This window comes from Microbacterium sp. ZXX196, assembly GCF_009709595.1.
Classification (GTDB): domain Bacteria; phylum Actinomycetota; class Actinomycetes; order Actinomycetales; family Microbacteriaceae; genus Microbacterium; species Microbacterium excoecariae.
Genome location: NZ_WMEE01000001.1, coordinates 276784 through 290256, shown reverse-complemented (window position 1 = coordinate 290256; position 13473 = coordinate 276784). Strand labels below are relative to the sequence as shown.

12 protein-coding genes are annotated in these 13473 nt (G+C 69.5%); 2 read left to right on the top strand and 10 right to left on the bottom strand.

The features are described from left to right. The first annotated feature begins 11 nt into the window (after window positions 1–11). Entirely contained in the window at window positions 12–965 is a 954-nt protein-coding gene (gene dapD / locus GJQ66_RS01285; protein WP_155047534.1) for a 2,3,4,5-tetrahydropyridine-2,6-dicarboxylate N-succinyltransferase, read from the top strand. A 66-nt stretch (window positions 966–1031) separates the two neighbouring features. Here the strand turns inward: dapD and GJQ66_RS01280 are convergent, their stop codons facing one another. The 10 genes from GJQ66_RS01280 to GJQ66_RS01235 form a co-directional block, all read right to left on the bottom strand. Next, on the bottom strand, window positions 1032–2327 hold the full coding sequence (locus tag GJQ66_RS01280; protein ID WP_368732518.1) for a citrate synthase: 1296 nt from the start codon (window positions 2325–2327) through the stop codon (window positions 1032–1034). A gap of 151 nt (window positions 2328–2478) precedes the next feature. After that, on the bottom strand, window positions 2479–3591 hold the full coding sequence (gene dapC / locus GJQ66_RS01275) for a succinyldiaminopimelate transaminase (protein ID WP_368732517.1): 1113 nt from the start codon (window positions 3589–3591) through the stop codon (window positions 2479–2481). Window positions 3592–3594: 3 nt separating this feature from the next. Next, entirely contained in the window at window positions 3595–3915 is a 321-nt protein-coding gene (gene fdxA, locus GJQ66_RS01270; protein WP_166318734.1) for a ferredoxin, read from the bottom strand. A 48-nt stretch (window positions 3916–3963) separates the two neighbouring features. Further along, a complete protein-coding gene (locus GJQ66_RS01265; RefSeq protein WP_155047533.1) occupies window positions 3964–4368 on the bottom strand; it encodes a histidinol dehydrogenase in 405 nt (134 codons plus the stop codon). Window positions 4369–4424: 56 nt separating this feature from the next. Further along, the gene (gene typA, locus GJQ66_RS01260; RefSeq protein ID WP_155047532.1) at window positions 4425–6329 is read right to left on the bottom strand and encodes a translational GTPase TypA; all 1905 of its coding nucleotides are present in this window, start codon (window positions 6327–6329) and stop codon (window positions 4425–4427) included. An 86-nt stretch (window positions 6330–6415) separates the two neighbouring features. Then, complete coding sequence (locus GJQ66_RS01255) at window positions 6416–6973, bottom strand: PH domain-containing protein (protein WP_155047531.1); 558 nt, start codon at window positions 6971–6973, stop codon at window positions 6416–6418. A gap of 74 nt (window positions 6974–7047) precedes the next feature. Next, the gene (locus GJQ66_RS01250; protein ID WP_155047530.1) at window positions 7048–8703 is read right to left on the bottom strand and encodes an ABC transporter ATP-binding protein; all 1656 of its coding nucleotides are present in this window, start codon (window positions 8701–8703) and stop codon (window positions 7048–7050) included. Next, window positions 8700–9641: an ABC transporter permease gene (locus GJQ66_RS01245; protein WP_155047529.1), complete on the bottom strand. Its 942-nt coding sequence runs from the start codon at window positions 9639–9641 to the stop codon at window positions 8700–8702. Before GJQ66_RS01245 ends, GJQ66_RS01250 begins: the two co-directional genes overlap by 4 nt. Further along, complete coding sequence (locus tag GJQ66_RS01240) at window positions 9631–10560, bottom strand: ABC transporter permease (protein ID WP_166318746.1); 930 nt, start codon at window positions 10558–10560, stop codon at window positions 9631–9633. The genes GJQ66_RS01245 and GJQ66_RS01240 overlap by 11 nt, the downstream gene beginning before the upstream one ends. 149 nt (window positions 10561–10709) lie before the next feature. Further along, on the bottom strand, window positions 10710–12329 hold the full coding sequence (locus GJQ66_RS01235; RefSeq protein ID WP_368732516.1) for an ABC transporter substrate-binding protein: 1620 nt from the start codon (window positions 12327–12329) through the stop codon (window positions 10710–10712). Window positions 12330–12546: 217 nt separating this feature from the next. On the opposite strand from GJQ66_RS01235, the gene GJQ66_RS01230 reads away from it, so the two are divergent. After that, complete coding sequence (locus GJQ66_RS01230; protein ID WP_368732515.1) at window positions 12547–13296, top strand: CPBP family intramembrane glutamic endopeptidase; 750 nt, start codon at window positions 12547–12549, stop codon at window positions 13294–13296. Window positions 13297–13473: the final 177 nt, after the last annotated feature.

Below are 13473 nucleotides of genomic sequence, written 5' to 3'. Positions count from 1 at the left end.
AGCCTGGGGGCATGACTGACACGCGCTGGGCCTCCGGCGTCGGACTCGCGACCGCGGCGTCCGACGGCACGATCCTCGACACCTGGTTCCCCTCCCCCGCCCTGTCGCGCCTGAGCGAGATCGACGTGCCCGCCGCGCGCGCGGCGCTCGAGTCCGCCACCGGCAGCGACGCCCGCCGCGACGTGACGATGTCGATCGTCGAGGTCGAGATCGACCTCGACGCGGCCGTCGCGTCGACGCCCGACGCGTACCTCCGACTGCACGTGCTCTCGCACCTGCTCGTCGAGCCCAACGCCCTCAGCCTGGACGGCCTGTTCGCGCACCTCCCGAACGTCGCGTGGACGTCCGCCGGCCCGGCGGACGCCGCCGTCGCGGCCTCCCGCCTCGCGTCGCTCCGACGCGAGGGGCTCCAGGTCTACGCGGTCGACCGCTTCCCGCGCCTGACCGACTACGTCCTCCCCGAGGGCGTGCGCATCGCCGACGCGTCGCGCGTGCGTCTCGGCGCGCACCTCGCGCCCGGCACGGTCGTCATGCACGAGGGCTTCGTGAACTTCAACGCCGGCACGCTCGGCGCGTCCATGGTCGAGGGCCGGATCTCCCAGGGCGTCGTCGTGGGGAACGGATCCGACATCGGCGGCGGGGCCTCGATCATGGGCACGCTGTCGGGCGGCGGCGCGCACCGCGTGCGCATCGGGGAGCGCACCCTCCTCGGCGCGAACGCGGGCATCGGTATCTCCCTGGGCGACGACTGCGTGGTCGAGGCCGGCCTCTACGTGACCGCCGGCACGAAGGTCGTCCTCGCCGACGCGCCGCGTACGGCCGACGGCGCGCCGCAGGTGGTCAAGGGCGCCGAGCTGTCGGGCGCGAGCGGCGTACTGTTCATCCGCAACTCCGTGTCGGGCGCGATCGAGGCGCGGCGCCGGAGCGGCGTGGGCGTGACGCTCAACGAGACGCTGCACGCGTAACGCCCCGACCCGCACAAGGCGGCGGCCGCCCCCCTCACAGGGAGCGGCCGCCGTTTCGCGCCGGGCTCAGGCGCCCGGGTAGCGGCGCTCCGGAGAGCCGATGTAGAGCTGCTGCGGGCGGCCGATCTTCGACTGGCGGTCGAGGTTCTGCTCGCGCCACTGCGCGAGCCAGCCGGGCAGGCGACCGATCGCGAACAGCACGGTGAACACGCGCGTCGGGAAGCCCATCGCCTTGTAGATCACCCCGGTGTAGAAGTCGACGTTGGGGTACAGGTTTCGCGACCGGAAGTAGTCGTCGTTGAGCGCGATCTCCTCGAGCTCCTTGGCCATGTCGAGCAGCGGGTCGCTCACGCCGAGGGAGGCGAGAACCTCGTCGGCCGACTGCTTCACGATCGTCGCGCGCGGGTCGTAGTTCTTGTAGACGCGGTGGCCGAAGCCCATGAGCTTGACCCCTTCCTCCTTGTTCTTGACCCGCTCGACGAAGCGCGCCACACCCTCGCCAGAGTCGCGAATCTGCGCGAGCATCTTGAGCACGGCCTCGTTTGCGCCGCCGTGCAGGGGGCCCGAGAGGGCCTGGATGCCCGCGGAGATGGAGGCGAACTGATCGGCGCCCGTGGATCCGACCAGGCGCACCGTCGACGTCGACGCGTTCTGCTCGTGGTCCTCGTGCAGGATGAGGAGGCGCTCGAGCGCGCGGGCCATGACGGGGTTGACCTCGTACGGCTCGCTCATGACGCCGAAGTTCAGGCGAAGGAAGTTCTCGACGTACCCGAGCGAATTGTCGGGGTACAGGAACGCCTGGCCGCTCGAGGTCTTGTGCGCGTACGCCGCGATGACGGGGAGCTTCGCGAGCAGGCGGATGATGTTCATCTCCACGTGCTCGGGATTGTTCGGATCCGACTGCGACTCGTAATAGGTCGACAGGGCCGAGGTCGCGGACGACAGCACCGCCATCGGGTGCGCGCCCGACGGGAGCGCCGAGAAGAAGCGCTTGAGGTCCTCGTGCAGGAGCGTGTGGTGCCGGATCTTGTCGTCGAACTCCGCGAGCTGATCCGCGGTCGGCAGCTCACCGTAGATCAGCAGCCAGGCGACCTCGAGGAACGTCGCGTTCTCCGCGAGCTGATCAATCGGGTAGCCGCGGTAGCGGAGGATCCCCGCCTCGCCGTCGATGTAGGTGATGTCCGACTTCGTCGAGGCGGTGTTCACGAATCCGTAGTCGAGGGCCGTGTAGCCCGTCTGCTTCGACAGCGTCGAGACGTCGATCGCGGGCTTGCCGTCGACCGCCGGAAGGACGGGAAATTCAGCGGTCTTGTCACCGACGGTCAGCGTGGCCTTTTCGGGCAGGTGTCCCGCGTCGCTCACGGCGCCTCCTCGCGTTTTGTGCTTTGTATTCGAAACCTACGGGACGTCCTGCGGGTTCCGCGGCACGTCCCGCCATAGCCTATCGGCCCGCGGCGGCAACTGTGAAAATCGGCAATCTTCCCGCGGCTGGCGCTGTGGGATCCGCCAGGCGCTACGACCGGACGGCGCGCAGGCGTTCCGCCGCGGCGCGCACCCTGTCGTCCGGCGCCGTGAGGGAGACGCGCACGTGCTGCGGGAAGAACTCGCCGTAGAAGACGCCGGGGCCCACGAGGATCCCCAGGTCGGCCAGGCGCGCCATGGAGTCCCAGGCGTCCCGGCCCTCGGTAACCCAGAGGTACAGGCCCGCCTCGCTCGCGTCAACGCGGAAGCCCGCCGCCTCCAGAGCCGGTCGCAACACGTCGCGCCGGGCGCGGTAGACCGCCTTCTGCGCCGCGACGTGCGCGTCGTCGCCGAGCGCGACCGCCATCGCGTGCTGCACGGGCGCCGGCGGCATGAGGCCGAGGTGCTTGCGGTTTTTCAGGAGCCCCGCCACGATGCGGGAGCACCCGGCGACGAACGCGGCGCGGTAGCCCGCGAGGTTCGACTGCTTACTCAGCGAGTACACGCTGAGGAGGTTCGCGCGCGAGGCGCCCGCGACCCGAGGATCCAGCACGCTCGGGATCCGCTCCGCGTCCCACGGCGCGTCCCACCCGAGCTCCGCGTAGCACTCGTCGCTCGCGAGCACGGCGCCCAGCTCGCGCGCGCGCTCGACCGCGGCGGCGAGCGACGGAACGTCCCACACCCGCCCGTCGGGGTTGCCGGGCGAGTTGATCCAGACGAGCTTCGTGCGCGCGGGCCACGCGGCCGGGTCGTCCTCGGCGACGGCCGTCGCGCCCGCGACCTGCGCGCCGACCGCGTACGTCGGGTACGCCGCGCGGGGGTGCACGACGATGTCGCCCTCGCCCAGGCCCAGGAGGGTCGGCAGCAGCGCGACGAGCTCCTTCGACCCGATGGTCGGCAGGACGTTGTCGCGGGTGAGGCCCGGCACATCGCGACGCCGCGCATACCACGACACGATCGCGTCGCGCAGCTCGGCGGATCCCATCGTCGCGGGGTACGCGTGCGCGTCCGTGGCCTCGACCAACGCGTCGCGGATGATGCGGGGCGTCGGGTCGACGGGGGAACCGATCGACAGATCGCACAGCCCGCCGGGATGCGCCGCGGCGCTCGCGCGGAACGGCTCGACGGCGTCCCAGGGGTAGTCGTCGAGGTCGTTGATCGACACCGGCTACTCGCCCTGGGGAGGAAGCGCCGCGATGACCGGGTGGTCCTTCGCGATCACGCCCACCTTGGCGGCGCCGCCCGGCGATCCCACGTCCTCGAAGAACTCGACGTTCGCCTTGTAGTAGTCCTGCCACTCGTCGGGCAGGTCGTCCTCGTAGTAGATCGCCTCGACGGGGCACACGGGCTCGCAGGCGCCGCAGTCGACGCACTCGTCGGGGTGGATATAGAGGCTGCGCTCGCCCTCGTAGATGCAGTCGACCGGACACTCATCGATGCAGGCGCGGTCTTTGACGTCCACGCACGGAAGGGCGATCACGTAAGTCACGTCGACGATTCTACGCGTCGGATGGCCCGCGCGCCCCGAAGGCACGCCTTACTGTGACGCCGTGTGACCCTCGACCCACGCGCGCGGGATCCGCGGCCACGCGACGACGGCGAGGACGATCCCCGCAAGCGCCACCGACCACACGACGCCGAACGGGAACTCCCCCTCGGCCGCCTGCGGGACGACGACGGATCCGCCGGGCCCCTCCCCCGAGTACACCGTGAGCGCGGCGAGCATGCCGAGGCCCGCGGCGAGCACGGCGCCACGGTCCACGACGAGGAGCCGGATCGCCACGAGCAGGGCCAGGCAGCCCGCGCCCCCCGCGATCAACCCGATCGGCAGCCGCCCCCACGCGACCACGGGGTGTGAGATCGTGCCCGCCACGCCGAAAACCGCGCCCGCGACGGCGGCGAGGAGCCAGGACACCAGGCGAGAGGGGATCGGGGCGCGCATGGGCCCAGAATACGCCGAGGGCCCCGGGAAACCCCGGGGCCCTCGGAACGCGCGGATTAGTTCTGGCGCTTCAGGCGTGCGGTCGCGCGGCTGCGCTCCGTCTGGTCGAGGATGACCTTACGGATCCGGACCATCTCGGGCGTGACCTCGACGCACTCGTCCTCGGCCGCGAACTCGAGCGACTCCTCGAGCGACAGGATGCGCGGCGGCGTCATGGACTCGAAGGAATCGGCGGTCGCCGAACGCATGTTCGTGAGCTTCTTCTCCTTCGTGATGTTCACGTCCATGTCGTCGGCGCGCGAGTTCTCGCCGATGACCATGCCCTCGTAGACCTCCTCCGTCGGCCGGACGAAGAAGGACATGCGCTCCTGCAGCGCGATCATCGCGAACGGCGTCACGACGCCCGCGCGGTCAGCGACGATCGAGCCCTGCGCGCGGGCCTCGATCTGGCCCGCCCACGGGCCGTAGCCGTGCGAGAGCGCGTTCGCGATGCCCGTGCCGCGGGTGGTGGAGAGGAACACCGTGCGGAACCCGATGAGGCCGCGGGAGGGCACGACGAACTCCATGCGGATCCAGCCCGTGCCGTGGTTCGTCATGGTCTCCATGCGGCCCTTGCGCGCCGCGAGGAGCTGGGTGATCGCGCCGAGGTACTCCTCGGGGACGTCGATCGTCAGGTGCTCGAACGGCTCCTGCACCTTGCCGTCCTCGTCCTTGCGCGTGACGACCTGGGGCTTGCCGACCGTGAGCTCGAAGCCCTCGCGGCGCATGTTCTCGACGAGGATCGCGAGCTGCAGCTCGCCGCGGCCCTGCACCTCCCACGCGTCGGGCTTGCCGATGTCCTTCACGCGGATCGACATGTTGCCGATCAGCTCGCGGTCGAGGCGATCCTTCACCATGCGCGCTGTGAGCTTGTGGCCCTTCACCTTGCCAACCAGCGGCGAGGTGTTCGTCCCGATCGTCATCGAGATCGAGGGCTCGTCGACCGTGATCGCCGGCAGCGGGCGCACGTCCTCCGGGTCGGCGATGGTCTCGCCGATCATGATGTCCTCGAAGCCCGCGATGGCCGCGATATCGCCGGGGCCCGCCTTCTCGGCGGGGAAGCGCTCGAGCGCCTTGGTCATCATGAGCTCGGTGATGCGGGCCGACTGCTGCGTGCCGTCGCTGCGCACCCAGGCCACGGTCTGACCCTTCTTGAGTTCGCCCGAGAACACGCGCAGGAGCGCGATGCGGCCGAGGAACGGGGACGAGTCGAGGTTCGTCACCCACGCCTGCAGCGGCGCGTCGTCGTCGTAGGTCGGGGCGGGGACGTGCTCGAGGATCGCCTCGAACAGCGGCTCCAGGTCCTCGCCGTCGGGCAGGGTGCCGTCGGCGGGGCGGGTGCGCGAGGCCACACCCGCGCGGCCCGAGGCGTAGACGACGGGGACGTCAAGCAGCGCGTCGACGTCGAGGTCGGGAACGTCGTCGGCGAGGTCGCCCGCGAGGCCGAGGAGCAGGTCCTGCGCCTCCGACTCGACCTCCTCGATGCGCGAGTCGGGCCGGTCCGTCTTGTTGATGAGGAGGATCACGGGGAGCTTCGCCTCGAGCGCCTTGCGGAGCACGAAGCGGGTCTGCGGGAGGGGACCTTCCGACGCGTCGACGAGGAGGACGACGCCGTGGACCATCGAGAGGCCGCGCTCGACCTCGCCGCCGAAGTCCGCGTGCCCCGGGGTGTCGATCACGTTGATCGTGATGGGCTCGTCGGTGTGCGCGCCGTTGTAGGAGATCGCCGTGTTCTTGGCGAGGATTGTGATCCCCTTCTCCTTCTCGAGGTCGTTCGAGTCCATGGCGCGCTCGTCGACGTGCTCGTGGTCTCCGAACGATCCGGTCTGTCGCAGCATGGCGTCGACGAGGGTCGTCTTGCCGTGGTCGACGTGCGCGACGATCGCGACGTTGCGGAGGTCGGAACGGTGGACAAGCGCCATGAAGGGGTCCTTCGAGGTAGGGAATCACCCCGAAACCGGGGCACCCCATCCTATCGCGCGCGCCTGTGCGCTCCCACCACGGGCCGTCAGGCGGCACCGGGGACGACGAAGCCGCCCGTCACGCCCAGCGAGAACGCGATCCACACGAGGATGACCGCGCCGGCGGCGACGGCCGGCCAGTCCCACCCGCGCCGCACGTCCGCCGGCTCGCCCTCCGCCTGCGCGTGCAGCTGCTCGAGGGACTCCACCTGCAGCTCCGCCGGATCCACGTCCTGGCGCTTCAGCGAGCGGTGCATGCGCCGGGACGCACCTCCCCACGCCGTCACCGTGCCGCCGGAGCGCAGGGTGAGCTCGACGCTGTAGCGCAGGCGCAGGCTCCGGACGGCCGACCACGGCACGTCGACGATGCGGAGCACATTGTGGAAGCGCACGCCGCGCGTGTCGGCGACGATGCGGGGCGCCGTCTGAAAGATCCACACGAGCCAGACCACGCCCGCGAGCCACGGCGCGACGAGGAACGCGTCCCAGGCGGTGGCGCGGGCCGCCATGTCGGCCACGAGGAACACGCTCACGGCGGCCGCGAGGCCCAGCCACACCCACCCGAGCACAGAACGGAACACGACGGGGTAAGGCGAGGAGGGCATGGCGCCCAGCATACGAAACGCCGCTGGGCGCCCTCCCCGCAAGGAGGGCGCCCAGCGGCGCGTCCGGCTCGGCGTCAGGCGCCGAGCGCCAGGTCCCGGCCCGGGATCGCGTCGAGGAGGCGACGCGTGTACTCCTGCTCCGGCGACTCGAAGACCCGGTCGACCGAGCCCTGCTCGACGACGCGCCCCTTCTCCATGACGCACACCAGGTCGGCGGCGACGCGCACGACCGCGAGATCGTGCGTGATGAAGAGATAGGTCAGGTCGAGCTCCGACTGCAGGTCGGCCAGCAGCTGGAGGATCTGGTCCTGCACGAGCACATCCAGCGCCGAGACCGCCTCGTCGAGGACGACGATCGAGGGCTTGAGCGCGAGCGCGCGCGCGATCGCGATGCGCTGGCGCTGACCGCCCGACAGCTCGTTCGGGTACCGGTACGCGAGCTCCTGCGGGAGCGCGACCTGCTCGAGCAGCTCCTCGACGCGCGCCTTCTGCGACGCTCGGTCCCCCACGCCGTGCAGGCGCAGCGGCTCGGAGATCAGCGCGCCGATCGAGCGCAGCGGGTCCAGGGATCCGTACGGATCCTGGAAGACGGGTTGCATGCGCCCGCGCAGCGAGAACACGTCGGCGCGGCTCATCTCGGTCGTGTCCCGACCCTCGATGCGCACGGCGCCCGACGTCGGCTTCTCGAGTTGGAGCACCATCTTGGCGACCGTCGACTTGCCCGACCCCGACTCGCCCACGAGCGCGAGCGTCTTGCCCTTCGGGATCTGGAACGACACGTCGTCGACGGCGCGGAACGGCTCCGCGCGGAAGCCGCCCTTGCGGATCGAGAAGTCCTTCGTGAGGTTCTCGACCTCGACCACGGCCTTCTGCTCCGTGAGCGCCGTCGTGGAGGCGATGTCGCCCGACTCGACGACCCGCGTCTGGATCCGCGTCGAGGCGAGGCTCGGCGCGGCGGCCACGAGGCGCTGCGTGTACGGGTGCTGCGGATCCGCGAGAATCTCCCGGCTCGGCCCCGACTCCACGATGCGCCCGCGGTTCATCACGATGATCCGGTCGGCGCGGTCGGCCGCGAGGCCGAGGTCGTGCGTGATGAAGAGCACCGCGGTGCCCTTGTCGCGCGTGAGCGACGCCAGGTGATCGAGGATGACCCGCTGCACCGTCACGTCGAGCGCGCTTGTCGGCTCGTCGGCGATCAGGAGCTTCGGGTCGGCCGCGAGGCCGATGCCGATCAGCGCGCGCTGGCGCATGCCGCCCGAGAACTGGTGCGGGAACTGGTGCATGCGGCGCCCCGCGTCGGCGAGGCCCGCGTTCTGGAGCACCTCCACCGCGAGCTTCTCCACGTCCTTGCGGCCGGAGGCGAGCCCGTTCGCGCGGATCGTCTCCTTCACCTGGAAGCCGATCGACCACACGGGGTTGAGGTTCGACATCGGGTCCTGCGGGACGTAGCCGATCTCCCGGCCTCGGATGTGCTCCATCTGGCGGCGTCCGAGGCCCGTCAGCTCGCGGCCGTCGAGCGACACGGATCCGCCCGTGACGGCGCCCGTGCCCGGGAGCAGGTCGATGATTGCGGTCGCCGTCGTCGATTTGCCGGATCCCGATTCGCCGACGATCGCGACCGTCTCGCCCGGGTAGATGTCGAGGTCCACGCCGTGCACGACCTCGCGCTGGTTCTTGCCGCGGCCGAACGCAATGCGCAGGTCGCGGACGGACAGAAGCGGCTCGCTCATCGCTCAGCCCTCGCCTTCGGATCCAGGGCGTCTCGGAAGACCTCGCCCAGCGTGATGAATGCCAAGACAGTGATGGTCAGCGCAAGCGACGGCCAGAACAGGGCCATCGGCGCGGTGCGGATCGAGGTCTGCGCCTGGCTGATGTCGGCGCCCCACGAGACCACCCCGCCGCCGAGGCCGACGCCGAGGAAGGACAGGACCGACTCGGCCACGATCGCATTGCCGAGGCTGATCGTCGCCACCACGATGACGGGCGCCATCGAGTTCGGGAGGACGTGCACGAGGAGCGTCTTGAAGCGGCTCATGCCGAGCGCGATCGACGCCATGACGTAGTCCGATTGCTTCACGCGCAGGATCTCGGCGCGCACGATGCGCGCCGTGGACGCCCACGAGAATCCGCCGATCGCGAAGGCGAGCGTCAGCATGGTGCGCTGATCCGCCGGCATCACGGTCATCACGACGATCGCCGCAATGATGTAGGGAATCGTGAAGAAGATGTCGCCGACGCGCGACAGGAGCGAGTCGAGGAACCCGCCGTAGAAGCCCGCGAACGCCCCCATCACGAGGCCGATGGTCGTGCCGATCAGGGTCGCAAGCAGGCCCACGACGACGGACGTGCGCGCCCCGTACGCGAGGCGCGACCAGATGTCGCACCCCTGGCGCGTAAAGCCGAGCGGGTGCCCGGCGGTCGGGTCGCCGTTGCTGTTCGCGAGAACGCAGGCGCCGCCCGACGGCTGGACGCTCGTGAACAGGCTCGGGAACGCCGCGACGATGACGATGATGACCGCCACGACGACGGAGACCCAGAACAGGGGCCGGCGGCGCATGTCACGCCACGCGTCGAGCCAGAGGTTGCTGCGCTTGTCCGACACGCGCACCTGGTCGACGACGACCTCTTCCGCGCCGGTCGGCGCCACGAAGTGAGAGTTACGAGACATAGCGGATCCTCGGGTCGAGCAGGCCGTAGAGCAGGTCGATCAACAGGTTGATCAGGACGTACACCACGACGAAGACGGTCACGAACGACACGATCGTCGGCGTCTCGTGCTTGAGGATCGCCTGATAGAGCGTGTTTCCGACGCCGGGGATGTTGAAGATTCCCTCGGTCACGGTCGCGCCCACCATGAGGATGCCGAACACGGTGGCCATGTCGGTGACCATGGGGATCAGCGAGTTGCGGAGCACGTGCACCGGGATCACGCGGCGGCGCGGGAGGCCCTTGCCGTACGCCGTGCGCACCCAGTCCTGCCCGAGGGTCTCGATGGTCGAGGCGCGCGTCAGGCGCATGCTCGTCGCGTACACGCCGACGGCAAGCGTCATGGCGGGGAGGAGCAGGCCCGCCCAGCCGTTGTTCGCGCCCACGGTCGGGCTGAACCAGCCAAGCTGGACACCGAAGATGAACTGCGCGCCAAAGCCGATGACGAACACGGGCACGGCGACGAAGATCAGCGCGATGACAAGCATGAGGTGGTCGAACCACGAGTTCTTCGCGAGCGCCGAGGCCAGGCCGATGATGATCGCGAGCGCGAACGCCATCACGACCGCCTCGACGGCGAGCCGGAGGGTCACGGGGAAGGTCCGCAGGAGCGTGTCGAGGACGGGCTGGCCGTCGAACCCGACACCGAAGTCGAGGCGGAAGATCCCCCCGAGGTAGTTCAGGTACTGCACGATGAACGGCTGGTCGAGCAGGTACCGCTCGCGCAGCTGTTCGAGCAGGGCGTCCGGCGGAACCTTGTCGCCGAACAGTGCCGCAATGGGGTCGCCGGGCATGGCGAACACCATGTAGTAGATCAACAGGGTGGCGCCCAGGAACACCGGGATCACCTGCAGGATCCGTCTGAGGATGTAGAAAGCCACCCTCATCCTCCCTTCGGGGATGGGTCAGGTTGTCGGGCGGCCTGATGCCGCCCGCGTGGCGACGCGGGGCCGGATCGCGGCCCCGTCACACCACAGGCCGCGGGGCGGTGACTGTCGTCACCGCCCCGCGGCTCACGAAAAGGCTCGGGTCAGCCCTTCGTGATGTTGTAGTACAGCGGAACCGAGTTCCAGCCAAACTCCACGTTGTCCACGGTGTCCGCCCAGCCGGCGGTCACGTTCGAGTACCACAGCGGCGTCGCGGGCAGGTCCTGGAGCAGGACGGCCTGCGCCTCCTCGTAGAGCTCGTTCGCCTCGGCGGGATCGGTGGCCGAGATGCCATCCGAGAGCAGCTGGTCGAACTCCTCCGAGGAGTAGTCACCGTCGTTCGAACCGGCGTTCGTGGCGTACAGCGGGCCGAGGAAGTTGTACAGGCCCGGGTAGTCCGCCTGCCATCCCGTGCGGAAGGCCGACTGGATCGTGCCGTTGGTTACGTCCTCGCGGAGGCCCGCGAAGTCCGGGTAGGGCTCGCCCACGGCGTCAATGCCGAGCGTGCCGGCGATCTGGTTGACCGTCGCGTCGACCCAGGCCTGGTGGCCGCCGTCCGCGTTGTAGGCGAGGGTGAAGGTGCCCTCGTACGGGCTGATGGCGTCGGCCTCGGCCCAGAGATCCTGAGCGGCCTCGGGGTCGTAGGACAGGACCTCTTCGCCCTCAAGCTCGTCGGTCCAGCCGTCGATGACGGGCGACGTGAAGTCGCTCGCGGGGGTGCGGGTGCCCTGGAAGATCACGTCCGTGATCTCCTCGCGGTCGATCGCCATCGAGATGGCCTGGCGACGCAGCTGGCCCTCCTCGCCCTGGAAGTGCTCGAGCCAGCCGGGGATCGTGAAGGACTGGAAGATGGCGGCCGGGTCGTTGACCCAGTTGTCGCCGAGCTCGTCCTGGTAGGTCTCGAAGGCCGAGTCCGGGATCGCGTCGATGACGTCGAGGTCGCCACCGAGGACGGCCGAGTACGCCGCGTCCTGCGTCGAGTAGAAGACGATCTGGAGGCCGTCGTTCTGCACCTCGCGCGGGCCGTCGTAGTCGGGGTTCGCCACGAGGTCAATCTGGACGTCGTGCTGCCAGGCGTCCTCGCCGTCGAGCATGTACGGGCCGTTGCCGACGGGGTTCTCGCCGAAGGCCTCCATGTCCTCGAACGCGACGTCGGGCAGCGGGTAGTAGGCCGAGTAGCCCAGGCGCTGCGCGAAGTCCGAGGCCGGCTTGTTCAGCGTGATCGTGAAGGTGTAGTCGTCGACCTGCTCCAGGCCCGACAGCTCCTCGACGTTCTCGTCCCAGCTGAAGCCCTCGATGTCCTCGAAGAAGTAGCTGGACAGCTGCGCGTTGTCGAGCGCGGCGCCGTAGTTCCAGGCGTTGATGAAGTTGTCGGCCGTGACCTCTTCGCCATCGGTGAACGTCAGGCCCTCGCGGATCTTGACGGTCAGCTGGGTCGGCGAGTCGACGGTGATCTCCTCGGCGACCTCGTTCTGCACCGCGCCGTCGGCCTGGTACGAGATCAGGCCAGCGAAGATGCTGTCGAGGATCTTGCCGCCGCCGACCTCGTTGGTGTTCGTCGGGATCAGCGGGTTCTGCGGCTCGTTGCCGTTCGCCGTGATGATGCCGCCTCCGGCCGCCTCACCGCCGCCGGTGTCGCCGCTGTCGCTCGAGCAGCCCGCCAGGGCGAGGCTGCCGACACCGACGAGCGCGAGGCCCGAGAGGGCGATCTTGTTGCGCTTCACGTGTGCTCCTAGTAGAAGGGTTGAATACCGCCCGCGGGGTCATGCTGTGACATGCGGGCTGCGCGGTTGACTTTAGGCGCTGGTTCGGATTGCTCCAAATCATTCTCCGAACCGTTACACAGGCTTTATTCAGACCCGCGGATGCTTGGCAGATTGCTCCAAGGTTGCTGGGAAGGCGTCCGATTCGACCCTCATGCTTCCGTGACAACCTATTGATGTGACCACTTCGCTCTCGCGCACCCGGATCCGCTGGGAGATCGGGATCGTGCTCGCGCTCTCGCTCGGGCAGTCGGCGCTCTACTCCGTGCTCTCGTTCGTGCGGTCAGCGACGGCGGGGGTGGCGCTCTCGGAGCAGGCGACCGCCCTGAATCCCGAGCGCGCCGACCAGGCGCTGTGGGACGCGGTGTACCGCGTGTGTGACGTCCTCTTTGACCTCTGCCTCGTCGCGCTCGTCGTCTACCTCCTCTGGGAGCCCGGCCGGAGCGCGCTTCGCCGGATCGGCCTCGACGTCTCGCGCGTCGGGCGCGACGCGGCCGTCGCGATCCTGCTACTGGCGGCGATCGGCATCCCGGGCCTGGCGCTCTACGCCGCGAGCCGGCTCGCGGGGCTCACGCTCGAGGTGCAGGCCGGATCCCTCGACGCGGCGTGGTGGACGATCCCCCTCCTCGTGCTCTCGGCCGCGCGCGCGGGGCTCCTCGAGGAGGTCATCCTCAACGGATATCTCGGCGAGCGCCTCGACGAGCTCGGCTGGCGCGCGTGGCGGATCCTCGCCGCGATCGCGCTCTTGCGCGGCCTCTACCACCTCTATCAGGGCCCGGCAATGGCGGTCGGAAACGTCGCCATGGGGCTCGTGTTCGGAGGGGTGTACCTCCGGTGGCGCCGCGTCATGCCGCTCGTCATCGCTCACACCCTCCTCGACACGTTCGCCTTCGTCGGCTACCCCCTCGCGGCGCCCTACCTCCCCTAGCTATGTCCGCATTTCTCCGGCAATTCTTGCCCTCAGGGGCGTAGACATACCGGAGAAATGTGGACTTGCCCGGGCGGCGGCCTCGTTCACAGGACGCCTTGTGGATCCGATCGTCCCCATCGGCGGCCTCGGCGACCGCGCAACCTGCCCAGGGCGGGCAGGGTGAGCGCATGACGC